Genomic DNA, 22,609 nt, shown 5'->3' on the forward strand with positions numbered 1-22,609 from the left:
CTGGTTCAGACGTCACCCGCATGGTCCGGTTGGAAAGTGACCGAGCGGCCCGAGAAACGAGCGCTGAGGCCAGTCGCCGTGGTGGTGAGCGTGCGCAGGTGCAGACCCGCGGGGATGTTCCGCAGCTGGATCGGCTCGTCGAAGGCCTTGTTGAGCAGCTCTTCCCCGGCGGCCGGCAGCGCACTGCCTGCGACACTGAAGTCCTTGAAGGCGATGCGGTTTCCGGATGCCGCCGAGACACCCGTCGTCACGGTGACCTCGTTGCCGAAAGGCAGCTGGACAGCCACCGTCACCTGGCCGGAACGGGTGCCTTGGGAGACCTCCACGCCGAGGGCCTTCGAGACATCCGAGTACGACAGGTCAGCGATTGCCTCCGCCGAGCGGGCACGTGCCTCACTGCCGCTGCCCGACCTCCGCAAGTCGTCGAGGCGGAGGGTGAGTTCGCTCACCGGTAGTGGGCGCTCGGCCCCCTGGGCCGGTATGTCGTGCGCCGTGATGTCGACGTGGCGCAGGGTGCCTGCGGCCAGCTGGTTCAGGACGGGAAAGCCGCGCACGTGAACCGCGGGCGGCTGAGGAGTGTCCATCCCATCCTGGAACGCCTCGGCCGTACGTGCCTCCACCCGCGCCGCCGCCACCCGGTCGACCATGACCGCGAAGGCGACGAGGACCAGCGCGAGCAGGACGGCACCGGCGACGACCGCGGGGCGCGAAAGTTCCGGGTGCGCGCTTGGCCGGTAGGGCTGGTGGTACGTCCGGTCCACGACCGTGTCGCCGTACCCGGTCTGGGGCTGGTGCATACGTACTCCTCATATCTCAGTCATCGCAGTCGTTGCAGATGGGGGGCGTGTCTCACGGTGTGCCGGGCGAGTCGGCGGACCGTCGATGCCGCGACCCCTCTGTCGACGCCCACGGCGATCAGCGCCGCGGTGGCGGCGCTCGTGCCGTCGTCGGCCCAGATCCCTGAGTTGACGCTGTCGAGCAGGGCCAGCAGGAGTGCTTCGAGGGCTCTGCTGAGCGGGCCGGGCGGCACGCTGGTGTGGAAGACGCCCTGGCGCTGGCCGCGGGCGAGGATCGCGGCCACGGTGTCGCGGGCCGGGGCGAGCAGCGCACTCACTCGCTGCGTCCCAAGGTCCTGAGGGGCGAGTCGGATCAGGGTTCGGTAGCGGTCACCGACCGGCCACAGGGTCAGGACGAAGTGTGCCAGGGCGGTTGCCGGGTCCGGGTGCGGCTGCGGGGTGCGGGTGGTGGCGATCGCGAGCCGCACCGCCTCCGCGGCGTCGGCGGTGAGTCCCTCGATCAGCGCGGCCCGGCCAGCGAAGTGGCCGTAGACGGTACGCCGTGCCACCCCGGCGGCCTCGGCGATGGCGCCGAGGCTGCTGTCGGGGTCCTGACCCAGCACCTGGCGGGCCGCTTCGAGGATGCGGGTCCTCGTGGCGCGCGGCCTGTGGAGACGTGCTCCGTGCGGTGCTGGGGGGCTGGTCATGTCGGCACCTCGGTGCGGGGCCTCGGGGCGGGTAGCGGTCTTCGAGATATTTGCACATCGACGGGCAACAAACTAGCCTGCACATCGATGGGCAATTAACTCGTCCCCTAGGAGCTTCCGATGCCTCTCCTCGCACAGACCCCTGTCGAGAAAATGACCGGGCCGTACTCACGGCGCTGGTGGGCCCTGCTGGTGCTGTGCCTGAGCCTGTTGATCGTGGTCATGGCGAACACGTCGCTGATGGTGGCCGCCCCCGACATGACCCGGGATCTGAACCTGAGCAGCAGTGATCTGCAGTGGGTCATCGACGGCTACACCGTCCCGTACGCCGCGCTGATGCTCGTCCTAGGCGCGATCGGCGACAAATACAGCCGACGTGGCGCCCTGATCGCCGGTCTGGTGATCTTCGGCGCTGGTGCGGTGATGGGCAGCCTGGTCGACGAGACCGGACTGGTGATCGTGGCCCGGGTCGTCATGGGCGTCGGCGCCGCCGTGGTGATGCCGGCCACGCTGTCCTTGCTGGTCGCCACCTTCCCGCGAGGCGAGCGGGCCCGCGCCATCACCGCTTGGTCGGCCACCTCGGGCCTCGCGATCGCCGTCGGCCCCCTGGTCGCCGGCTGGCTGCTGGAGGACCACGCCTGGGGCTCGACCTTCCTGATCAACGTCCCGATCGTCGTCGCCGCCATCGTCGGTGCGCTCTTCCTCATACCGCCGTCCAAGGCCAAGGACATGGGCCGGATCGACTACGTGGGCGGCCTGCTCTCCATCGTCTCCGTCGGCTGCCTCGTCTACGCGGCCATCGAGGGACCGCACTTCGGCTGGGGTGCAGGGCCCGTCACGGCGGCCGTGGTCGCCGGCGTAGGCCTGGTGGCCTTCGTGTGGTGGGAGCTGCGGCACCCGCGCCCCATGCTGGACGTGCGCAAGTTCCGGCTGCGGCCCTTCAGCGGGTCGATGCTCGCGGTGCTGTTCTTCTTCTTCGGTACGTTCGGCGCGATCTACTACGCCACCCAGTTCCTGCAGTTCGTCCTGGGCTACGGCGCGCTGGAGACCGGCGTACGGCTGCTGCCGCTGGCCGGCGCGGTCTTCGTCGGTGCCGCTCTCACCAGCCGGCTGACCCTTCTGGCCGGCATGAAGGCGTCGGTCATCGCCGGCATGGTGGTCGGTACCGCAGCGGTCCTCCTGCTCACACAGGTCGACAAGGGCTCGACGTACACCGACTTCCTGGCGCCGATGATGATGCTCGGTTTCGCGATCGGCCTGAGCGCGGCTCCGGCCACGGACGCCATCATGGACTCCTTCCCCGAGGCCGAGCTGGGCGTCGGCGGCGGCGCCAACGACACCGCGCTGGAACTCGGCGCCTCCCTCGGCATCGCGGTCCTCGGCTCACTCCTCGCCACGAGCTACCGGGACGAGCTGACCGACCTGGTCGGCGGGCAGCTGCCGGCCGCGGCCCTCGACACCGCCAAAGACTCGGTGGGCGGCGGCCTGGCCGTCGCCGAGCAGATGGCGAAGGACCCGGCCGCCGGACCACAGCAGGCCCAGGCCCTCGTCGACGCCGTCCATCAGGCATTCGCCCACAGTGTCGCCCAGACCAGCATGGTCGGCGGGATCATCATGGCCGCCGGGACCCTGATCGTCCTGGCAGTCCTGCCCGGCCGCTCCCGCTCGGGGAAGCGTCGGTCGGAGGGTTCGGCGGCAGAAGGAGCGGACGCCACGGAAGAGAGCTACACCGGCGCCCGCTGAATCCCGGCCCGTCACCTCCTGCCCGATCCGGCCAAACCGGCAGCCCCGGTCAGTCCAGATCGGGCAGGGGGTGGCGGGCGATATCGCGGGCGTCGTCCGGGGGAATCCCCAGCATGCGCAGCACCATCTCCGCCAGGTTGGCGGCCGCCTCGTCGGCGTCGAGCTCGGGGCGGGCGAACCTCAGCTCGACCAGGGACAGCAGGGATCCGCCCAGCGCGGACAGGGCGACGGTCGGATCGACGGCGACGAACCGGCCCGTGGCGACGCCGCGTTCCAGGTCGCGCAGGGCTCGGGGTGCCAGCCCCCGGTCGGAGTGGATGTGGGCGAGTCCGCGGTGGCGCAGTACCTGCATGAGTTCCGGGTGGGAGTCGACCATCCGCACGCTGAGCCGCAGGCCGGCCGCGACGAGTTCGGCCGGATCACCGGTCCCCTGCAGTCGCTCGTCTATCGCCTGGCCGAACTCCTCCAGCGCGTCCACCACCGCTGTGTCGAACAGTTCCGCCTTCGACTCGAAGTGGTTGTAGAAGGTGCCGAAACCCACGTCCGCGCGCTCCGCGATCGCCTGGATGCTCGCGCTGGTGTCTCCGGTTTCGGCCAGGATCTGCCGGGCCGCGCGGACGAGCGATTGGCGGGTCTCGGCGCGGCGTCGTTCGAAGCGGTTGCTGGGCGGGGCTGAGGTCGGCATGCGATGAGTCTAACAACGGAGCCGATGGCGATCGCATTTCTGATGGATTCATCATTTTAACCGGACTAAGCCCTTGACGATGACTTTCTCAGAGCTGATGATTCCATCATTACAGCGATGTTACCCGGAGGACACCGTGTCCCAAACACACGTCGACGAGACCGACGCCAAAACAGCCCACCAGGACCTCCACAGCGAGCAGGGGGCCCTGCGCGGCGAGCACCCCGGGCGCTCCCGCAATCCCCTGATCAAGGTGGCTGACCTGGCCTGGCTGGAGTTCGAGAAGCCCGATCTGGACCGCGCGGAGGTCTTCGCACGTGACTTCGGTTTCGGGATCGTTGCCCGCAGTGAGCGCGCGCTGTGGCTGCGGGGCACCTTCGCCGGCTCGCCCTGCATGGTGATCCGGCGCGGCCGTACGTCCCGTTTCATCGGCCCGGCGTTCCGCGCGGCCGAGCGTGCCGACCTGGACCGGCTCGCCCGCGCCACCGGCTCCGCCGTGCGAGACGCGGACGCGCCCGGCGGCGGCAAGGTGGTCGACCTGCTCGACCCCTCCGGCCTCCCGGTGCGGGTCGAGCACCATGCGGAGGAACTGCCCCCGCTGCCCGAACAGCGGCCACTTCTTCTCAACTTCGGGACAGATCACCGTCGTAGGAACGTCACGCAGCGCCCGCCGCGTGAGCCGTCCCGTGTCCAGCGCCTGGGGCATGTGGTCCTGGAGACGCGAGTGTTCGCGCGGGCCCTGGCCTGGTACCTCGACACCCTCGGCATGATCGTCAGCGATTTCCACTTCCTGGACGGTCAGCGGGAGCGCGGCCCGGTCATGGCGTTCATCCGCTGCGACCAGGGAGGCGTCGCGGTGGACCACCACACGCTGGCGATGCATCTGGGGCCGGGGACGGGATACGTCCACTCCGCCTACCAGGTCACCGACCTCGACTCGATCGCGGCGGGCGGGGAGTACCTGGCCGAGCGCGGCTACCGGCGCAGCTGGGGCATCGGCCGGCACATCCTGGGCAGCCAGCTCTTCGACTACTGGCGCGATCCGGACCACTTCATGCTGGAGCACTTCGCCGACGGCGACCTCTTCTCCAGCGACCTCGAACCCGGCTGGTCCCCCATGTCGGCGAGCGGCCTCGCGCAATGGGGGCCGCCGGCCACCCGGGACTTCCTCGGCGCCAATCCGTCTCCCGCCAAGGTCCGTGAGGTGCTGCATGCCCTCCGCGGTGACAACGAACTCGACCCCGCCCGGCTCCTGGGCCTGCTGAAAGCGACGAACTCATGAGTACCAACGTCCTGCGCACAGCCGACGGCTGGTGGGCCGTCCTCGACGACCGCGCCATCCCCGTCGACACCAAGGCCGTCACCACCGCCGAACTGCTCGCCGACCGCAACGCCGTACGCGAGGCCGCGACCTCGGGCGAGCCGGGCACACCCGTCGCCGACCTGGTCGCGCTCTCCCCGGTCACCACGCCCTGCCGGGTGGTCGCCCAGATGGTCAACTACCGCAGCCACGCCCGCGATTCGGGATTCACCGGCGAGATCCCGCCCACCTTCTTCCGCAAGGCGTCCGGCTCGGTCAGCGGCGCGCACGACACGGTCGTCCGGCCGGGCCACGTGAAGTTCCTCGACTACGAGGTCGAGCTCGGCCTGGTCATGGGCGCGACCCTGCCCGTAGGCGCCGTTGTCACCGAGCAGGACCTGCCCTCGTACGTCGCCGGGCTCGTCGTCACCAACGACGTCAGCGCCCGCGACGTACAGCTGACCAAGACCCAGTTCTACGAGAGCAAGTCGTATCCGACCTTCACTCCGACCGGCCCGTACCTCTCCCTGCTGGAGCCGGATGACTTCGCCCACCTCCTCGACCTGAGGCTGAAGCTGTCCGTCAACGGCGACCTGCGTCAGGACCGCACCCTCGCCGACATGATCGTCCGCCCGGCACAGGCGCTGACCCTGCTGGCCCGCTTCCAGACCCTCGACCCCGGCGACCTGCTGCTGACCGGCACCCCCGGCGGCACCGCACTGAAGGCCCCGCCCAAGGCCATCGAGAAGATCGGCGCGCTGCTGCCGCCCGCCGCGAAGTGGAAGGCGTTCTTCAAGAGCCAGGCCCGCAACCCGCACTACCTGCACGCCGGCGACGTCGTGACCGCCACCATCGCCACGCCGGACGGGCGCATCGATCTCGGTGAGCAGCGCACCCCCGTGACCGACGCGACATGACCGACGCGAACTGAGACCCGAAGTGAGCCGCACATGACCGTCGACCAAGCCGCCGGACCACGGGAGGCCGTGCCCGGGCCGGAACACGTACCCGTGGTGATTGTCGGAGCCGGGCCCGTGGGCGTGACCGCCGCCCTCCTACTCGCCCAGCGGGGTGTGAGGACCGTCGTCCTCGAACGTCACCACGACCTCTACCCCCTTCCACGTGCCGTCGCCACCGACGACGAGGTCCGCCGCATCCTCCAGGCGGCAGGAGTCGAAGAGGAGTTCGCCGCGATCGCCCGCCCGGCACGGGGGCTGCGGCTGCTGGACGCCCGGCACCGCGTGATGGCCGACTTCCCGCGGGCCGCTCAGGGAGCGCACGGCTTCCCGCAGACCAGCATGTTCGACCAACCCGAACTGGAACGGGTGCTGCGCGACGCCCTGGCCCGCGCCCCGGAGTCCGAGCTGCGCGGCGGCGTTGAGGTCGTCGGCGTCGAACAGGACGGCGACGGTCCGGTCCGGGTGACCTACCGCGACAACGAGGGCGAACACCTGGTGCGGGCGGACGCCGTCCTCGGCTGCGACGGCGCAGGCAGCGCTACCCGCGACGCCATCGGCGCCGCCTGGGAGGACCTGCACTTCGAGGAACGCTGGACGGTCATCGACGTGCGCACCAGCCTCCCGGTCCGCTGCTGGGAAGGTGTCGAACAGATCTGTGATCCGCAGCGGCCGGCGACGTTCATGCGCATCGGCGAGGACCGCTACCGCTGGGAGTTCCGCCTCCAGGACGACTCGGAACCGGATCACGAGCGAGTGAGGGAGCTGGTCGCTCCGTGGGTGGATCTCGTGCCCGGCGCCGGCTTCGAGCTGGTGCGGCAGGCGCAGTACACCTTCCGGGCCCGCATCGCCGACCGCTGGCGTCGGGGGCGCGTCTTCCTCCTCGGCGACGCCGCGCACCTCACCCCGCCGTTCATCGGCCAGGGGCTGTGCTCGGGCCTGCGCGATGCCTACAACCTGACCTGGAAGCTCGCGCGTGTCCTCCAACAGGGTGCGGACGAGCGCATGTTGGAGACGTACGAAAGCGAACGCAAGCCGCACGCCCGCCATGTGATCCGGCTCGCGGTCGCAACGGGCTGGGCCATGACCGGTGGCCAGGACGGCGCCGCGGCCATCCGCCGCGGTGCCCTGAGCGCGGCCGTTCGTATCCCCGGCCTGACCACTGCGGTTGCCAATGGCCTCAGCCCGGCACTGACCGCCGGGCCGCTCGTACGACGCCGTCTGCGCCTCGGCGGACGCGGTCTCGCAGGCGGCTTGTGCCCGCAGCCCTGGGTGAGCGTCGACGGACGGCGCGCCCGCCTCGACGAGATACTCGGCGACTCCTTCGCCGTACTGACCGCCGTACCGCTCGCCCCCTCGCTGAAGGCGGTCGCCGACGGCCTTGGTGCCCGGGTTCTCTCCGCGGCCGACCTCGGCGACGACGGCCGTCTCACCGACTGGCTGCGCGAGGGGCGGGCGGACGCCGTGCTGCTGCGGCCGGATCGCGTCGTGATGGACGTCGTCCCGTCCGGCGGTCGCGACTTCACGGGTACGGCCGACTGGGCATCCCTGCTGCACACCACACGAAGCCCCTTTCCTTCCCAACGGATTGTTGAGAAGGCCCTGTTGAGGAGCACGACGCGATGAACACACCGTACCCGCCCCCCTTCTTCACGCCTGACCCGGAGACGGCGGCCGCCAGCCGCATGATGGACTTCGCCCGCTGGGCGGCCCGGCACCGGGGCGTGGAGGCCGACGCCGACTACGCCGCCCTGCACCGCTGGTCGGTCACCGACCTGGAGGGCTTCTGGGGTGCCGTGTGGGAGTACTTCGACATCGACTCGGAGACACCGTACGAACAGGTGCTGGCCGAGGACAGGATGCCCGGCGCCCGCTGGTTCCCCGGCGCCACCCTCAACTACGCCCACCACGCTCTGCGCAACCTCGCGGACGACGACGTGGCGATCGTCGCTCTCAATGAGACCGGTTCCGGGTACGAGGTGACCGGGAAGCGACTGCGTTCCCAGGTCGCCTCCGTCGCCGCCACCTTGCGCGACCTGGGCGTAGGGGCGGGCGACCGGGTCGTCGGATACCTCCCCAACACCCCGCACGCGATCGTCGCCTTTCTCGCCGCCGCGAGTCTGGGCGCCGTCTGGTCGGTGTGCGGCCAGGACTACGCCCCCAAGGCTGCCGCCGACCGTTTCGCCCAGCTGGAACCGACCGTCCTGATCGCCGCCGACGGCTACCTCTTCAACGGCACCACGCACGACCGCCGCGACGCCGCACTCGACCTCGCCCATGCCCTTCCGACATTGAAGGCAACCCTACTCGTGGGCCATGTGGGCCTGCCGTGGCCCACGCGGAACTATCCGTCGCTGGTCGTCCCATGGGAGGACGCCTCCACCCGCACGGAAGAACTCACCTGTACCGCCGTACCGTTCGACCACCCGCTGTGGGTCGTCTTCTCGTCCGGCACCACCGGCCTGCCCAAGGGCATCGTGCACGGCCACGGCGGCGTCCTGCTGGAGCACCTGAAGACTTTGGGCCTACATTCCGACCTGCGCCCCGGCGACCGCCTCCTCTGGTACACCACCACCCACTGGATGATGTGGAACCTGGTCGCCTCGACGCTGCTGACAGGCGCCGCCACGTGCACGTACGACGGCAGCCCGGCCCCGCTCACCCACCCCGACGTCCTGTGGGAACTGGCCGCCCGCCACCGCGTCACGCTCTTCGGCACCAGCCCTCAATACCTCCTGGGCATGGCCAAGTTCGGCATCGACCCGTCCATCCACGACCTGTCGTCGATCCGCGTCATCGGCTGCACCGGCTCCGCGCTGCCCGCCTCGGCTTACCCCTGGGTCCGCGACCACGTCGGCGACCGCGTCCTGTTGGCCTCCATCACCGGCGGCACGGACGTCGTCTCCGGCTTCGCCGGCAGCGCCCCCACCACCCCCGTCTGGGCGGGCGAGCTGTCCGTCCCTCACCTCGGGGTCGCCCTGGCCGCCTACGACGCCGAGGGATACCCGGTGGTGGACCGGGTCGGCGAGCTGGTCGTCACCCGTCCCATGCCTTCCATGCCGCTCTACTTCTGGAACGACCCCGACGGAAGCCGCTACCGCGAGGCCTACTTCGCCCCATACCCCGGCGTTTGGCGGCACGGTGACTGGGTCACCCACACCTCCCACGGCTCGTTGATCGTCCACGGCCGCTCCGACTCCACCCTCAACCGCAACGGCGTACGCCTCGGCAGCGCCGACATCCATGACGTCGTCGAGCGCCTGCCGGAGATCACCGAGGCGCTGGTCATCGGCGCGGAGGAAGCCGACGGCGGCTACTGGATGCCTCTCTTCGTGGTCCCGGCGGCCGGGGCCACGTTGGACGACGTCCTGCGCGAGAAGATCAGGGAGGCGATCCGCACCGGCGCCTCACCGCGCCATGTCCCCGACGAGATCCTCGAAGTGCCGGCCATCCCTCACACTCGGACCGGCAAGAAACTCGAAGTCCCGGTGAAGCGACTCCTCCAGGGCGCGCCCGCCGAGCAGGTCCTCGATCCGGCCGCAGTGGACGCCCCGGGACTCGTCGACTACTACGCCCGTCTGGGAGCCGACCGTCGCAGTCGAAGGGGCGCCGAGGCGTGAGAACGGCGCAGATCATCACCGCCGTCGTGCTGGCCCTGGTCTTCCTGCCGCTGGGAGTGGCGAAGATCGCCGCTCTACCGGTCATGCGGCAGGCGGCAGCCCACCTCGGTAGGTCACCGGGCCTCTACCGCGTCGTCGGCGCACTGGAGGTTGCCGGGGGCGCCGGGTTGCTGGCGGGCCTGGCCTGGGTTCCCCTCGGCGTGGCCGCTGCGACAGGACTCGCCCTGCTGATGGCCGCGGCGGCTGTGGTTCATCTGCGTCACGGCGACCCGCCCGTACGGGCCGTGCCCGCCGCCGTTCTGGCCCTGGCGGCAGTGGCGTATACCTGTCTGTCGGTCGCCGCTTGACCTCAGCGTCCCGGCACCCGAAAGGCCACCCCGCCGAGTCAGGGCGGGGTGGCCCGAGGTAGTCCCAGGGTCAGGGCGGGAAGCCCCTTGATGCCGGACGACTCCTGCGGCTCGACCCCGTTGAGACGGTGGCGGCACAGGAGCCCGGTCTCCGGTAACGGACGCACGAGGTCACAGGTGCCTCCGCGAAGGGTTCGGGTCAGGTGCTCAGCCAGCGGATGGCGGACAGGCTCGGCATGAAGAAGTACTCGCCGCCGAGCAGGGTGTTGAAGGACTGAATGCCCTGCACCCGGTGGGGCGGGGTCCCGGGCACGGTGAAGTACGCGCCCTTGTCCTGCAACGAGATCATCGGGTCCTTCTCCTTGCCGAGGCCCACGAAGTTGCCGGAGCCGACCCACTCGCTCTGCAGGAATTCGACGTTGTCGATCGCACGGGCCCCGAGAGCGATGAAGTCCAGACCTCGGGCCTGGCCGTCGTCCTTGAGCCGGTCCGTGGGCAGCGGGTGACCGTAAGAGGTGCCGCGGCGAATGATCCGGCGGATGTTGACGTCACTGAGGACCGTCAGCTTCGTGTCGCGCGGGTTCATCCGGCGGATGTGGGAGCCCAGCGGGGTCCGCAGCCCGCGCGGGTCGGCGGCGTAGTCGAAGTCGTTGATCCGGTTCGGGTCCTCGCCGATGGCGGGGACGTCGCGCTCCGGGGCCAGGGCCAGCGGGGCACCGCTGCGCCAGCGGCCCACCAACTTCGCGGCCAGCAGCTCGCGTTCGGCCTCGGTGCGGGCGTTGTCGTGCAGGAACGTGTTGAAGGCTGCGACGTGGGAGTGGTACTTGCGGAAGACGACGTACGTGCCGTTGCGGCCAAGGACGTCCGGAGCCGGCACGGGCAGCGGAAGACCGGTCTCGCTCGGGTAGCCGAGAATGAACTCGCCGGCCTTGATCGGCCTGCCGTCACCCGGCAGCGGCTCGGCGCCACTGCCCTCGACCACCGGCTGGCTGAACCCGTCCCGGTAGCCGAACACGTTGAAACCATCGGCCGCGAAGTCCTGGTGCGACAGCAGCCGCACACCGGGCACGTCGCCCAACTCCTTCTCGTACGCCGCGACTTCACGGCGCCAGTCGTCCTCACTCGCGGCGTAGACACTGACAGCGACGTGCACCCGCGGACTCCCGAACGGGTACTCCCAGCGCTCCGGCGCGTTCAGGCCGGTGTCACGCAACCGCTCGGCACGGGCGGCCATCCCGGCACGGAAGTTGGCCGGGAAGGAGGCCAACGACTCCTCCGGCACGCCCAGCGCCACCAGTCCCTGGTAGCTGAGGGTGAGAGCCAGCCAGGACGGCTGTGGTTCGTCCCAGCGGGCCGCCGAGGTCACCCGCGGCGCCAACCGGCGCAGCAGTTCCCTGCCCGCGGCCGGCTCGGTGATCTCCAGGATCGCGTGCGTGCCGAAGTAGGGCTCGGGCCGCGCCCGCAGCAAGGTCGCCTGGATGTCGTCGAGATCCAGGGTGGGAGATCGGCGCAGGCGCCGGAAAGGGGAGGGCATGGTGCGGCGCCTCAGTTGAGCTCGGTCAGGAAGTTCTGCAGCGCGGCGTCCTGCCGCTTGAGCCGGTGGCCTTCCGCCACGGTGAGCCCGGGGTGAGCGACGAACCACGCCTCCGCCGGGATCTGGTACTTGACGATGAAGTCCTTCACGTCGGGCGAGGTGATGCCGGGCCAGCCCTCGACGTTGCTGAACAGATAGTCCATGAACTCGGGGATCTTGGTGGCGAAGTCGTCGATGTACGGGTCCCACTCACCGTCGAACGCGGTCGCGAACAGCAGCTTCGTGTCGTTGTCGAGGAACACGAACCGCATGTTGTGCAGCGTGCCGACCTGACCGGCGCCGACCAGGTTTCCGCTCACCAGCTTGAAGAACTTCCGCAGCCGCTCGGCACCGTTCGGCTTCAGCGGCAGGATCGTCGTCAGCTCGGAGACCTCGCCGCTCTTGGCGCCGACCCGCCCGGCGGTCGTGACAGCGTGCTCGGCCGCCTCCTCCTTGTCGGCCAGCACCTCGGCGACACGGAGCTTCAGCGCGATCTTTGCGTCCGCCAACGCCGTATCGACCTTCTCACGGACGGACTCGGGCAGCTTCTGGAATCTCGCGTGCAGATCTTTCTCACTCATGGCACCGCTCCTTGGGGTCAGGCTCCCGCCGTGCTGGCGGGCGCTGCGCAACGGCTGGACTGAACCGAGCCGATGCGATCATGGAAATTTTTACATAACGCCGCAATCGGGGCTTTTCGAAGCGGCGCGAGGTGTAGCGATGCCCACCTTCTGAGCATCTTCGCATAACTGATTACATCATCAGTTTGCTGGTACGGTTTGTCAACGCGCCCACTCGCGATCAATCGCACGGCCTCCGACTGTGAGTCATCCCGTCTCACAAGCGGGTCCTGCGGCCTCTCACCCCAAGGAGTTCCCGATGGCGGATCACTTCTCCGGACCGCGCATCCTCTTCGATCCCGCGTCCGACATCACCGACATATTCGCCTTCCCCAGCCCGGACCGGCCCGGCCGACTGGTGATCGTCCTCGACGCGTTCCCGGCCGCCGCCCCCACGGCACTGTTCTCCGACGCGATCACCTACCGCCTGCGGGTCCGACCGGTCGCACAGGCGGCCGAGGGGGCCGCCTTCACCGTCGGCGGCACCGAGTACGCCTTCGACTTCACCTTCGCCGTCCCCGGCCAGGTCCCCGGCAGCGACGAGCCGGTACAGATCGGCACCTGCACGGCGCCGAACGGCGAACACGTCCTCTTCCGTGTCGGCGACGAGACTCCCACCGAGGCAGAAGGGCTGAGGATCTTCGCCGGACCACGGCTCGACCCGTTCTTCATCAACCTCACGGGCGTCCTGGCCACCGACGCCACGGAGAAACTGGCCTTCCAGCCCGACGCGGTCAACACCCTCCAGGGTATGAACGTTCTGAGCATCGTCATCGAGGTCGACACCCAGGCGGTGTTCGGCCCGGACAGCAGCCCCCTGTTCGGCGTCGTGGGTGAGACAGTGACCTCCGGCGGACGCCCGGTCCGGCTGGAGCGCATGGGCCGACCGGAGATCAAGAACGTCGTCCTCGCCAGCAAGAAGTTCGACCCAGTCAACAGCGACATCGAAATCCGCGACCTCTACAACGAGGAGGACGCCTTCGCCGTACGGCAGGACTACGCCGGGGCCTACCGGGCGCGGTTCAACGCCAACCTGGCCTTCTTCGACCGCCTCGACGGTGAGGCCGTCTGGCCGCCGGACGATCAGGGCACACACCCCCTGACCGAGCTGCTCCTGGCCGACTTCCTCGTCGTCGACGTCTCGAAGCCGTTCTCCGAGGACAGCTGCTTCGAGATCGAGACCGCCCTGCTCGCCGGACGCGAACACGCGACGTGCGGCGGCCGGGCACCCAACGACGACATCGTGGACACCATCTACACGCTTCTCGTCAACGGCATCGACGGACCCCGCATCAGTGACGGCGTCGATAGCGCAACCCGGCCGGCCACGCACCAGTTCCCCTACCTGGCGGCTCCCAACCCGACCCCGCCGGACCTCATGACCGTGTTCGCCGCGCTGTCGGCGCCGCCGGAGCCGGGGGCAGAAGCATGACGAGCCGGCCTGTCCGGGACGACCACGAGCCGGTCACGACGAACGGCACCATAGCTCTGGTGAATCTGTCGGCCCAGATCGACAGCCTGGCGACACAAGGACAACGGGCGGATTCCACCACCCTCTTCGCCGTCGCACAGCAGGCGGTCCTGGTCGACCTGCTCGCCCTGCGCGGCCACCTCCTGGGTCGCGTCGCCGACTACGAACATGCCGCGCAGCTCGCCGAACGGCTGGTGTGCGAAGCGCCCGGGGACAGCATCGCCCTGCTGGCGCGTGCCCGCACGCGGGCGACCCTGCACCGCTTCGCCGAGGCCATGACCGACCTCGACGCAGCGGGTCGAGCAGGCGCGGCACAGGCCACTCTGGACGGGGAACGGGCCGCGATTCTGCAGGCGGTCGGCTGCTACGCCGAAGCCCAGCTCCTGCTCAGGAAAGCGGCCCCTCACCAGTCGGACTTCACGATGCTGAGTGCCCTGGCCGTCCTCCAGGCGGAACGGCACGAGACCGCCGAGGCGGAGCAGGTGTTCGGCGAGGCGCGGCGCAGCTACCGGGGTGTCTCGCCCTTCCCCCTCGCCCAACTGGACTTCCGGCGCGGTGTGATGTGGATGCGCGAGGGCGACCTGCCCGCGGCCCGGGCGTGGTTCGAGGCGGCCCGGCGCCGGGTGCCGGGCTACGCCCCCGCGACCGGCCACCTCGCCGAGGTCGACCTCCTCCTGGGAGACCCCGAGGCCGCCGTCGCCCACCTGCGCCCCCTCGTGGAGACGAGCGACGATCCCGAGTACTCCTCCCATCTCGCGCTCGTCCTCCGGGTCGCGGGCCGATACCAGGAGGCCCAGCAGTGGCGGGACCGTGCGGCCGAGCGCTACGACGAACTGGTGCTGCGGCACCCCGAGGCGTACGCCGACCACGCCGCCGACTTCTGGCTCATGGTGGGATCGAACGTCGACCGAGGAATCCAACTGGCGCTGCAGACCCTGGTCATGCGCCAGACGACCCGCTCGTACGCCCTGGTCCAGCGAGCCCGCGCGGCAAGCAACCAGCCGGCACACCACACGCCGTAGGAAGCGGCAACCACGGAAAACACGCGAGCCAAGTCGTCTCACCGAACGGTGCCGTATGCCGGAGGAGCGAGCCGACCCGCGTCCGGTGCGCAGTCGCGAGGCCATGATGCCGGCGGCCACCGAGCTGCTCACCGAGGGCGGACTCGTGGCCGTCGCGCACCAGGCGGTGGCCGCCCGCGCCCGATGGGCGACGCCGACCTCACCGGCCGCAAGATCATCATCGACACCTACGGCGGCACGGCCCGCCACGGCGGCGCCTTCTGCCAGTGAGAGCCGCGGGCACAATCCTCGGCCTCCTTCTTGGACCACCGGACCAAGCGAGGGTGCGGCTGGGTGACGTGGAATCAGCTACTACCCCACGTTCAGAGCGACCGGCTGCCGGTTCGCCGAAGGCTCCGCTCTTACGTACAGCGCCGCCACAGTTCAGCGAAAGGAAGCCACGCCGATAGCCCACACGCCTGTGGCTCTCGCCATCACCACCCGCGCCAGCCCAAGACCAGCGAATTCAGGTTGAACAAGGCTCATTGGGTATTCAGGCGAGGCTCAAGTCTCGCTTCCGCGGAGTCCCGGCCTGGCCAGAGCACATCAGCAGCCACCCTCTCGAGATTCGTGGAGATACGTGTGACTCGAACGACTTCAAGTGCGGTACGCATCGCGTTCCTGCTCTCAGAACTGAATGCCGTGCTCGACAGGAACGACCTTGCCCGAACCATCGATGTCGCCCGCATGGCAGAGGACAACGGCATCGACGACGTGATCGTCGGCGAGCACATCGCCATGGGACCGCATGCCGCACGCGACGGGCTCCCCGAAAACGCACGGGCATTCATGTCGCCGTGGCACCAGCGCCCGGACAACCCCCAACTTGAGGGTCCGACGACCTTGGCGGCGATTGCCGGGGCCACGAGCCGGGTTCGCCTCGTGGCTGCGGCCCTCCTTGGTGCCTTGCGGCACCCGGTGGTGATGGCCAAGCAACTGGCGTCGCTCGACATGCTGAGCGGGGGCCGTCTGGTGGTCATGCCGTCCGTGAGCTGGCAGCCTGAGGAATCCGAAGCGTGCGGCGTACCGTTCAAGTCCCGAGGCCGGGTCCTCGATGACGCCATCGGGGCCTGGCAGGCATTGTGGGGCGAGCAACCCGCCAGCTTCAAGTCCGACTCGTTCTCGTTCGAGAACGTGTGGTGTCAACCCGCGCCAACCCGCCCTGGCGGCCCCCCGATGTGGTTCGGAGGCAGCAGCCTGCACAAGCGTGCCCTCGACCGGATCGTACGCTGCGGGTCAGGGTTCTTTCCTGAGTACTACGTGATCGACGACGACTGGTCCCGGCTGGATGCGGCCCTCGCCTCGGCCGGTCGTAGCCGCGACGAGTTGGAACTGGTCACTGGCATTCTTCCAGCGCTTTCCCCTGGTGACCGGTCCGCCAAACTGACTGACTCCACAGAGATCCTCGAGCTTCAACTCGCCCAGGGCTTCCGGACGTTCGTGGTGAACCCCGCCCAGTTCGTCGAGACCGTCGAGGAGATCCCGGCGTTCACCCAAGACCTCCACCGACTCATGACCCGATCGCTTCCGTAGCCGCGCGACCCGGCGCCGCCCCTTCGAAGCCCTGCCGGAGGAGACCAACGGCCGGGCGACGCATGAGCTGATTGCCCCAGCATGTACTACAACTGCGGATCTTACGAGGGCTGGTGGATGGCGGGGAGGGCTCGGGTCCAGTCGTCGCAGGTGGTCGGGGAGCGAGTCGCCGCGGCGGCGGAAGTGGCTGAGTTGGGCTCGGATCTTGTGGACCAGGCGCCAGAGGAACCAGCGCAGCGTGCGCCGACGCCCGTGGTCGACGCGCAGGACGAGGGTGGCGAGGAGGCGTTGGACTTCGGTGACGGTGATCAGGGTGAGTCAGCCGGGGCCGAGTCAGGTGGTGCGGTCACTGTCGCCGCCGGGGCTTTTCCCCAGCCCGCCTCCAACGGCTGCTCGCCTGTGGCCTCCTGAAGCTGATGAGTGCGGGAGATGTCCAGGCTGCGCAGGACGAGGAAGGCGTGGGCGAACAGGCAGGCAGTGACCTGGTGATACCAGGGGGGTCCAGGTGCGGTGCCAACCTGGTACTGGTCGAGTCCGACCAGGTGTTTTCCCGTTCGTTGTTCTCCTCGAACTTCCAGCACAGGCCTGCCGTGGAAAGCATCGTTGTGATGGCGGTGTCGGCGGGTAAGCGAGTAAGCGGGTAAGCGGGTAAGGAAGTAGGTCACCTCACCCGGGTCATTGACCGAGCGGCGGATCAGCAACTCGTGAACGAAACCCCCGGCGGGCTGCCTCGTCCTTGACGTGAACGGTGAACAGGGCCCACTCGTAGAACCGCCAGCCCTTGGATCCCTCGCCACAGCTTCGCCGCTCCCAGCGGCCCTCGCTCACGCGTGGCAGCAGGTCGTCCGCGCGTTTGACGCGCCGCTGTCCCACCGCGGTGTCAGCCCTGACTTCGGTCAACGAGCAGACCGCAGGGCACCGCGAGCACGTACCCAGCCCCGGCCGCTCAGCCAATGCCGCACGGTGGCGTACTGCCCGTAACCGCCATCCATCGCCACTCAGGCGAAGGGCACCCCGGCCGCGCACGCTCGGCCAAACTCGTGGCTACCGGCGCGGTCATCGGCGACGCCCTGCCGGGCAGCAGTCGGCCACGCATGGCCGGTGCGCCACGACGCCGCTCGTCACAGCCCCCCGCAGCTCCGCCGCCGCATTGACGCGAGCCCTGATTAATGGCAACACTGTACCCGTTAGGGTCTTCCGGTCTGCCCCCTCCCGTTCAGCCGCACGGCTTCACGTAAGGAAGCGGCACCCTGACCCGAGCCGCCAATCAGGCAACGACGCCACTGGCAAGGAGCTTCAACATGTCCGCGATGAGTCGCCCCTCCTCGTATGGGGAGGCAGTTGCATGAGTCGCACACTGTTGCGTGGGGCACGGGTAATCACCCTGGCGCCCGGCCACCCCGATGCCGAGCACATCGACATACTTGTCGACAACGACCGCATCGCCGACATGGGCTATGGCCTTGACGCGCCCGACGCCGACAGCATCGACTTTTCCGGGCGTATCGTCATGCCCGGCTTGGTCAACGCACATCTGCACACCTGGCAGACGGGGCTGCGGTGCGTGGGCGCCGACTGGACCCTGCTCGAATATCTCACCCACCTGCACGGTGGGCTCGCCGGGCACTACAGTCCCGACGACATGCTCATCGGCAATCTCGCCGGCGCGCTGAACCAGATCAACTGCGGTACCACCACGGTCGGCGACTGGTGTCACAACAACCGGACGCCCGAGCATGCCGATGCAGCGATCGAAGGGCTGCTGGAATCCGGGATACGCGCCGTCTTCCTGCATGGCACACCTTATCGGGCGCCCGATGTCGCCCACCCGCTGCCCGAGATCGACAGGCTGCTGGACGGCCCCGTCCGCAGGCATCCCCTGCTCACGCTCGGGATGGCCGCCCAAGGGCCTCAGTACTCGACTCTCGACGTCGCGGTGGCCGATTTCAGTGCCGCCAATGAGCGCGGCATCGTCGTGTCCATGCATCACAGCGGCGGCGAGCCCACGGCCGCATGGGACGCCGTGCGCACCGCCGGCCTGCTCGGGTCCCGCACCAATGTCGTGCACGGTGCGGGTCTAACCGACGAGTGGCTCAAGTCGCTGGTCGAGGCCGATGTCACCTTCTCCATCACGCCCGAGAACGAACTCGGTCAAGGCCATGGCACGCCCCTCACCGGGCCACTGCTGCGGCTCGGTGCGGCACCCTCGCTCGGCACCGATGTCGAGAGCGTCGCACCGGGGCACATCCTCACCGCCGCGCGCATCGCTCTGGCCCATCAACGTGCCCTCGACCACGAGCATCATCGGCAATCGACCGGTGCGGATTCTCAGAAGGCATCGGTCACCGGCAAGCAGGCGTTGTCATGGGCGACGCTCGAAGGGGCCAGAGCACTGGGGTTGGCCGACCAGGTCGGCAGGATCGAGCGGGGCATGCAGGCCGACCTCGTCGTCATCGACACTCGCGCGTTGAACCTCTGGCCTGCTCACGACCCGATCGCTGCGGCGTTGCACGCCGACATTGCCAACATCGAGGCCGTGATGATCGCCGGTTGCTGGCGCAAGCGCGCTCATTCCCTGCTCGGTGCAGATCTCCAAGAGGTCAGGGGCAAGCTGCTGGAATCCGGCGAGCGGCTTCTGCGCACACTCGGTGCGCCTGGCATCCCGGAGTCCTGACGCGAATGGCACACACTTCCTCACGAAACGCGTATCCAGTGCCGCAGGGCTCGGGTGCGGCCGCGTTGCGGCCGGTGCCGTTCGCCTTCACCGTGCCGATGCCGATGCCGATGCCGATGCCGGGCACCATCCCGCCGACGCCGCTGCGCACTCTCTGCCAGAACCGTCTCGGTATCACTCCCCCAGGTGACCACGGGTGCCCCGTCGCCCCGAGAGGAAGACTTGCATGCCACGCAACGCGCTGAGCCGGGAGCAGATCGTCCAGGCCGCCATCGCGCTGCTGGACAGCGAGGGAGTCGACGGCCTGAGCATGCGGCGACTCGGCAGCCGTCTCGGTGCGACCGGGGCAGCGGTCTATTGGCACGTCGAGGGCAAGGAGGAAATCCTGCTCCTGGCCACCGACGCGGTCTGGAGAGACATGCCGCTGCCCGACCCTGAAGACGTAGGGTGGCGGACGGCAGCGACGACCATGGCGAACGATCTGTACGCGATGCTCCTGCAGCACGCTTGGCTCGTACGGACCATGCCCCTCCGCTCCCCGCGGGGCCCCGCCAGAACCCACCACGACGACCATCTGCTCTCCGAGTACAAAGCCGCTGGATTCACCGGAAGCGAAGCGGAACAAGCCACGAGAACCGTGCTCACCTTCGTGCTCGGCACCGCTCTCGACTCGGCATCCAAAGCCGCGTCGACAGAGCGCGCCGCGTGCAAGGACGGCGAGCCCCTCGCGTCGACCGGCCAGGACGTGCATCTGAATCTGGCCTTCGGTCTCGGAGCGATCCTCGACGGCTTCCAAAGCCGACTGCCAACTCGTTCATGAGCATCGCTGACGCAATCGCGCCCCGAGCCACGGACAGTCGGGCGCGCGCGACGGCCCGATCCTGGCCGCCGGTCGGCCCCGAACTTGAGCCTCCCGAGCACACGAGTCCAGAGATCAGTCATTCGAGGGGGACGGCTGCATGACTTCGCAGGCTCAGCCCATTCCGGGCAGTCCCGCCTGGTGGGCGAGCCGGGCACCCGAACTTACACGTCCGCACGGCCGTCCGCAGACGGACGTCGGCCGGATCGTCGACACGGCCCTGAAGCTCATCGATGACATGGGGATCCGGGCACTGACCCTCCGCGCTCTCGCCGAGATCCTCGGATCGGGCACGGCGACGCTCTACCGTCGTTTCAACAGCAAGGACGAGCTACTCGCTCTCGTGGCAGAGAGAATCCTGGGCGAAGTGCGCGTCGCGCCCGAGGAACTGGAAGGCCTGCCCTGGCGGGAAGCCGTGGCTGTCGCCGCAGACGCCTTTCACGACACCCTTCGTCGGCACCCCAACGCGCTCCCATTGCTCGCCGCCCAGGTCCCCGTCGGCCCCAACGGCCTCCGCGCCAGAGAATGGCTCGGAGGGCTGCTCCTGCGGCACGGATTCTCGGTCCCCCTGGCCGCCCGCGCGTTCACCGCCATCGGCCACTACGTGATCGGCTTCGCCCTCCGACAGCACGATCTCGGAACACCAAGCCCCGAGGACCAAGCGCAGTTGCGGGGGTACTACCGCTCACTCGACCCCGCCATCTACCCGGCGACGACGGCGAGCGCCGACGAGCTGACCTCCGTGCCACTGCACGAGGAATTCTGGTTCGGCCTGGGCCTACTCCTCGATGGCCTGGAACTGGCCGCTCGTGAAGAGCCTCAAGGCTCGGTGGGGCCCGGCAGGCACCCGCCCGTACGCATCCCGCGAAGCCCGGAGGAGAACGAACCGGCCGCGTGACAGGCCAGGTCTCACAACTTGCCTCCCCTCCAATAAACGGCTACGTTGTATCCGAAATAGATGGCTACGCCGTAGCCAATATGCGAGAGGCGAGAGGTAGCAGAACCCCCGACGCCGTCCGGGAATTACTCCGTCCAAGCGACTGCCACCCGCCGCCGAGCGCGGACACATGGTCCAGTTCGAAGGCCCCCACAGCGCAGCGCGGCCGCTCGCCGCTCTGTTCGAGACAAGCAATTGAGGTCGATCACCATGACAGAACCCCACGACATCGACGTCCTCGTCGCCGGGGGCGGCCCCAGCGGCTCCACCCTCGCGGCCGACCTGCTGCGGCGCGGTCTTCGCGTCCGTGTCGTCGACAAGGCGCCGCACGCCTTCGAGGGCTCCCGCGCCAAGGGCATCCAGCCCCGCACCCAGGAAGTGTTCGAGGATTTCGGCGTGCTTCAGGAGGCGCACGCGGAGGGCGGACCCTATCCGCTCGCGGGTCTCCACCTCGGGCCCGTCACGGCGCCGTGGAAGATGCAGCAGCGGAACAAGCCGACCCCGGACGTCCCCTACCCGAACATTCTTCTGCTGCCGCAGCACCGTACCGACGCCATCCTGCACCGCCAGCTCGAACGCCAGGGACTGACCATCGAGTACGGCGTCGCCCTGGAAGGCTTCGAGCAGGACTCCGAGGGTGTCACGGCGAAGCTCTCCACCGGCGAGCTGGTGCGCAGCAAGTACCTAGTCGGTGCCGACGGCGGCGCGAGTGCCGTCCGGGCGGCCACCGGTCTCGGCTTCGTCGGGGATACCGACGACTCCGACAAGACCCTCATCATCGACTGCACGATCGACGGGCTGTCCCGCGACCGGTGGCACATGTGGCCCCGGGCCTCCGCAGGAGCATGCCCCCTGCCGCACTCCGATCAGTTCCAGGTGATGATCCGGCTGAAGCCGGGCGACACCCCGAACCTGGACCATGCCGCCCTGGCCGACAGGTTCCACGCGCTCACCGGCCTCAAGCTCCGTGACATCAGCTGGACTTCGGCGTTCCGGCCCAACGTCCGACTCGTCGAGCACTATCGCGTGGGCCGGGTCTTCCTGGCGGGCGACGCCGCCCACGTGCACACCCCGGCCGGCGCACAGGGCCTCAACACCGGTGTGCAGGACGCGTACAACCTGGGCTGGAAGCTCGGCCAGGCGATCTTCGGCGCGCCGGACAGCCTGCTCGACAGCTACGAGGCCGAACGGCTCCCGATCGCCGCAGGCGTCCTCGGCAAGTCCAGCGAGCTCTACCAGAGCCTCAGCAAGCACCGTGTCTCCGGCCTGAAGCGCGGCGACGAGGAGCGGCAGCTCTCGCTCTCCTACCACTGCGGTCCTCTCGCCCCCGCCGACGCTCCGGCCACCAAGACCCTGCGGGTGGGCGACCGGGCACCGGACGCGCCGTGCACCGCGCCCGGCACCAGCCGCCTGTTCGAGGTCTTCCGGGGACCGCATTTCACCGTGCTGGCGTTCGGCCTCAACGCCACCGAGGCGCTGCCTCACCTGACGTGGCCTTCCGAGGGTGCCGAACTGCGCCGCTACGCCATCCGCGGCGGGCGCGGAATCGACAGTGGCCACATCACCGACGCCACCGGCCAACTGGCCGGCATCTACGGCGTCGACGGCGACGCGTTGATTCTGATCCGGCCCGACGGATACATCGGCGGCATCATCACGAGCGACTGGGCGGCCTCCTTCGCCACCGCAGCCGAGGCGTTCACCCCGAGGTGACAGCCGTCCCGGCGCGGTGCGCGTTGCTCGACGC

General features: G+C 69.1%; 18 protein-coding genes and 1 pseudogene. 14 read left to right on the plus strand and 5 right to left on the minus strand.

Annotated elements, in window-relative coordinates; genetic code table 11:
* Positions 1–5: 5 nt before the first annotated feature.
* Entirely contained in the window at positions 6–797 is a 792-nt protein-coding gene (locus tag O1Q96_RS23885) for an LmeA family phospholipid-binding protein (RefSeq protein WP_269250136.1), read from the minus strand.
* 20 nt (positions 798–817) lie between these two features.
* On the minus strand, positions 818–1,483 hold the full coding sequence (locus O1Q96_RS23890) for a TetR/AcrR family transcriptional regulator (RefSeq protein WP_269250137.1): 666 nt from the start codon (positions 1,481–1,483) through the stop codon (positions 818–820).
* Between the two features lie 120 nt (positions 1,484–1,603).
* Here O1Q96_RS23890 and O1Q96_RS23895 point away from each other — a divergent pair, with 120 nt between their 5' ends.
* The gene (locus tag O1Q96_RS23895) at positions 1,604–3,226 is read left to right on the plus strand and encodes an MFS transporter (protein WP_269250138.1); all 1,623 of its coding nucleotides are present in this window, start codon (positions 1,604–1,606) and stop codon (positions 3,224–3,226) included.
* Between the two features lie 49 nt (positions 3,227–3,275).
* On the opposite strand, the gene O1Q96_RS23900 is transcribed toward O1Q96_RS23895, so the two are convergent.
* Entirely contained in the window at positions 3,276–3,911 is a 636-nt protein-coding gene (locus O1Q96_RS23900; RefSeq protein WP_269250139.1) for a TetR/AcrR family transcriptional regulator, read from the minus strand.
* A 136-nt stretch (positions 3,912–4,047) separates the two neighbouring features.
* On the opposite strand from O1Q96_RS23900, the gene O1Q96_RS23905 reads away from it, so the two are divergent.
* Genes O1Q96_RS23905 through O1Q96_RS23925 form a run of 5 tightly spaced genes read left to right on the plus strand, consistent with a single transcriptional unit; the run spans position 4,048 to position 10,134 of the window.
* A complete protein-coding gene (locus O1Q96_RS23905; RefSeq protein WP_269250140.1) occupies positions 4,048–5,193 on the plus strand; it encodes a VOC family protein in 1,146 nt (381 codons plus the stop codon).
* Entirely contained in the window at positions 5,190–6,128 is a 939-nt protein-coding gene (locus O1Q96_RS23910) for a fumarylacetoacetate hydrolase family protein (protein ID WP_269250141.1), read from the plus strand. The genes O1Q96_RS23905 and O1Q96_RS23910 overlap by 4 nt, the downstream gene beginning before the upstream one ends.
* 33 nt (positions 6,129–6,161) lie before the next feature.
* Positions 6,162–7,793, plus strand: a complete 1,632-nt coding sequence (gene mhpA / locus O1Q96_RS23915; RefSeq protein WP_269250142.1) for a bifunctional 3-(3-hydroxy-phenyl)propionate/3-hydroxycinnamic acid hydroxylase MhpA — start codon at positions 6,162–6,164, stop codon at positions 7,791–7,793.
* Complete coding sequence (locus O1Q96_RS23920) at positions 7,790–9,787, plus strand: acetoacetate--CoA ligase (protein WP_269250143.1); 1,998 nt, start codon at positions 7,790–7,792, stop codon at positions 9,785–9,787. Before mhpA ends, O1Q96_RS23920 begins: the two co-directional genes overlap by 4 nt.
* Complete coding sequence (locus O1Q96_RS23925; protein ID WP_269250144.1) at positions 9,784–10,134, plus strand: DoxX family protein; 351 nt, start codon at positions 9,784–9,786, stop codon at positions 10,132–10,134. The genes O1Q96_RS23920 and O1Q96_RS23925 overlap by 4 nt, the downstream gene beginning before the upstream one ends.
* A 199-nt stretch (positions 10,135–10,333) precedes the next feature.
* Here the strand turns inward: O1Q96_RS23925 and O1Q96_RS23930 are convergent, their stop codons facing one another.
* A complete protein-coding gene (locus O1Q96_RS23930; RefSeq protein ID WP_269250145.1) occupies positions 10,334–11,668 on the minus strand; it encodes a Dyp-type peroxidase in 1,335 nt (444 codons plus the stop codon).
* A gap of 11 nt (positions 11,669–11,679) precedes the next feature.
* Entirely contained in the window at positions 11,680–12,288 is a 609-nt protein-coding gene (locus tag O1Q96_RS23935) for a hypothetical protein (protein ID WP_269250146.1), read from the minus strand.
* Between the two features lie 298 nt (positions 12,289–12,586).
* On the opposite strand from O1Q96_RS23935, the gene O1Q96_RS23940 reads away from it, so the two are divergent.
* The 8 genes and pseudogenes from O1Q96_RS23940 to O1Q96_RS23975 all read left to right on the plus strand — a co-directional run bounded on the left by O1Q96_RS23940 (position 12,587) and on the right by O1Q96_RS23975 (position 22,575).
* Positions 12,587–13,759: a DUF4331 family protein gene (locus O1Q96_RS23940; protein ID WP_269250147.1), complete on the plus strand. Its 1,173-nt coding sequence runs from the start codon at positions 12,587–12,589 to the stop codon at positions 13,757–13,759.
* The gene (locus tag O1Q96_RS23945; RefSeq protein ID WP_269250148.1) at positions 13,756–14,820 is read left to right on the plus strand and encodes a tetratricopeptide repeat protein; all 1,065 of its coding nucleotides are present in this window, start codon (positions 13,756–13,758) and stop codon (positions 14,818–14,820) included. Before O1Q96_RS23940 ends, O1Q96_RS23945 begins: the two co-directional genes overlap by 4 nt.
* A gap of 180 nt (positions 14,821–15,000) precedes the next feature.
* A pseudogene (locus O1Q96_RS23950) lies at positions 15,001–15,075 on the plus strand (methionine adenosyltransferase domain-containing protein); the annotation flags it as partial.
* Between the two features lie 366 nt (positions 15,076–15,441).
* A complete protein-coding gene (locus O1Q96_RS23955; protein WP_269250149.1) occupies positions 15,442–16,392 on the plus strand; it encodes a TIGR03619 family F420-dependent LLM class oxidoreductase in 951 nt (316 codons plus the stop codon).
* 1,345 nt (positions 16,393–17,737) lie between these two features.
* A complete protein-coding gene (locus tag O1Q96_RS23960; RefSeq protein ID WP_269250150.1) occupies positions 17,738–19,066 on the plus strand; it encodes an amidohydrolase family protein in 1,329 nt (442 codons plus the stop codon).
* Positions 19,067–19,292: 226 nt separating this feature from the next.
* On the plus strand, positions 19,293–19,886 hold the full coding sequence (locus O1Q96_RS23965) for a TetR/AcrR family transcriptional regulator (protein WP_269250151.1): 594 nt from the start codon (positions 19,293–19,295) through the stop codon (positions 19,884–19,886).
* Between the two features lie 139 nt (positions 19,887–20,025).
* Positions 20,026–20,823: a TetR/AcrR family transcriptional regulator gene (locus O1Q96_RS23970; RefSeq protein WP_269250152.1), complete on the plus strand. Its 798-nt coding sequence runs from the start codon at positions 20,026–20,028 to the stop codon at positions 20,821–20,823.
* Between the two features lie 249 nt (positions 20,824–21,072).
* Entirely contained in the window at positions 21,073–22,575 is a 1,503-nt protein-coding gene (locus O1Q96_RS23975) for an FAD-dependent monooxygenase (protein ID WP_269250153.1), read from the plus strand.
* Positions 22,576–22,609 lie beyond the last annotated feature (34 nt).

The sequence above is a fragment of the Streptomyces aurantiacus genome (genome assembly GCF_027107535.1).
Taxonomy (GTDB): domain Bacteria; phylum Actinomycetota; class Actinomycetes; order Streptomycetales; family Streptomycetaceae; genus Streptomyces.